The sequence below is a fragment of the Acidimicrobiales bacterium genome (genome assembly GCA_036399815.1).
Lineage (GTDB): Bacteria > Actinomycetota > Acidimicrobiia > Acidimicrobiales > DASWMK01 > DASWMK01.
This window is the reverse complement of the sequence record DASWMK010000188.1, coordinates 1-1810: the sequence shown is the minus strand read 5'-3', so window position 1 is coordinate 1810 and position 1810 is coordinate 1. Positions and strand designations below refer to the sequence as shown.

At 75.9% G+C, this 1810-nt stretch carries 4 protein-coding genes; all 4 read right to left on the bottom strand.

What is annotated here, in order from left to right; all coding sequences use genetic code 11:
- Positions 1–667: hypothetical protein (locus VGB14_14155; GenBank protein ID HEX9994066.1), on the bottom strand; the 667-nt coding region annotated here is incomplete at its 3' end.
- 140 nt (positions 668–807) lie between these two features.
- On the bottom strand, positions 808–1191 hold the full coding sequence (locus tag VGB14_14150) for a TadE/TadG family type IV pilus assembly protein (GenBank protein ID HEX9994065.1): 384 nt from the start codon (positions 1189–1191) through the stop codon (positions 808–810).
- Positions 1188–1406 carry a DUF4244 domain-containing protein gene (locus tag VGB14_14145; protein HEX9994064.1) on the bottom strand — a complete coding sequence of 73 codons (219 nt, stop codon included), beginning with the start codon at positions 1404–1406 and terminating at the stop codon, positions 1188–1190. The genes VGB14_14150 and VGB14_14145 overlap by 4 nt, the downstream gene beginning before the upstream one ends.
- Before the next feature lie 69 nt (positions 1407–1475).
- Positions 1476–1810, bottom strand: a 335-nt coding sequence (locus tag VGB14_14140) for a type II secretion system F family protein (protein ID HEX9994063.1), incomplete at its 5' end; no start/stop codon positions are given.

Genomic DNA, 1810 nt, shown 5'->3' with positions numbered 1-1810 from the left:
CGCGGTCGAACAGCCCGATGACGGCGCCCTCGATGTTCCCGGTCGCCGTGACCCGGCCGTCCGCCTCGGTGACCGACGCCGTCGCCTGGCCCATCTCGATGGTGGCGACGTCACCCTCGAGGATGGCCTGGAGCAGCTCGTTGATCAGGGTGTCGGCGTCGATGCCGGCGTCCTCGAGGCCGTCGAAGAGCGGACCGAGGCCCTCGAGGATCTGGTCGACGGCGTCGCCGATCGGCACGTCGCCGATCGGGAGGTCCTCGACCCCCACCGAGATGACCCCGCCGGTCGCCGTGGCCGTGGCCGTCGGCAGCCCGCCGGCGATGGCGGCCTGCGAGGTGGAGCAGGCGCCGATCGCGTCGAGCACCGGCATCTCGGGGGGCGCCTCCAGGTCCGAGCAGACCGGCTCGGTGGAGCCGTCCTGTTGCCCGTCCTCGGTCACCTCGGCCGACGTCGCGCCCTCGGTGTGCTGGGGCGAGAAGAAGCCGGCGCCCGTCGCCGACGCGGCCGGCGACGAGTCGGCGTTCGCCGTCGCCGACGCGATCGACACCTGGTTCCCCTCGATGCGGACGAGGACGCCGTCGGCCCGCGACGCGGCCGCGTAGGCGTCGCTGGCCGCCTGGGCCCCGGCCGGCACCGCCAGCGACCCGGCCAGCGCCAGCGCACCCACGACGGCGCTGAGGCGTCCGGCGGTTCGGACGGGGGACCGGTTGGCAGGCATGTGGCGAGAACCCTCCGGGCGGCGGGGCACGGCGTTGACGGGGAGGGATTCGCCCTCGCCGACCCAGATTCCTCGCGGCGGGGCCCGGATCACGTCTCCACCCGCATGGCGGCCCGGCCGGTGAGGGTGACGTCCCCGACCAGCGCGCCGACCATCGGCACCGCCGTCGGCATCCGGTAGCGCACCTCGACGGTGACCCGGCTGCCCGGCCCGTCCCGGCCGGTGACCTCGACGGTCAGCCGGGACGAGTCGAGATCGGTCCCCGCCAGCACCGCCTCGCGAGCGGCGCCGTCGGCCGCGTCGACGGCCGCCGCCCTCGCCCCCTCCCTCGCCCCGTGGATGACCAGGACCTGGGCGCGGACGACGAGCCCGACCTGGACGACGAGCAGCAGCAGGAGGGCGACGAGGGGCAGGGCGAGGGCGAGCTCGACGGCCGCCTGGCCGCCGTCGCGGGCACGGCGGGCGGTCGTCACGTCGCCGACGAGAGGATCTTGTCGAAGACGCCGTCGAGCAGCTCACCGATCTTGTCGGTCTTCGTCGCCCAGGCGAGCACCAGCAGGGCGACGGCGGCCACGCCGACGAGCACGAGCGCGTACTCGGCGGTGGCCTGGCCGCGGTCGCCACGGCGGGCGAGCGAGACGACGGGGGCGCTGAACAGCGACCGGATGAACACGAGCAGGGGCAGCACGTTGGCTCCTTGCCTTCCTTGTCGTTCGCGCGAACGGGCGGTCACCGGCAGCCGCCGGCCCTGGCCGAGTCAGAGGTGCAGCGACGTGGCCGCGCCCGCGAGCAGCGGGACGACGGTGAGCAGGCCGAAGGCCGGCAGCACGCAGAGCACCAGGGGGAAGAGGAGCTTCACGGGGACGCGCCGCGCGGCGGCCTCCGCCCGGCGGCGCCGGTCGGCCCTCACCTCGAGGGCGAGCACGGCGAGCGACGGGCCGAGCGGGACGCCGTAGCGATCGGAGGCGGACAGCGCGGCGCTCACCGGGCGGACGGCCTCCCCGGCGAGGGCGGGGAGCTCGTCGATGGCGTCGGCCGCCCGTCGCCCGAGGGCGATGGCGTCGGCGACGTGGCGCAGGGCGGCGCCGACCT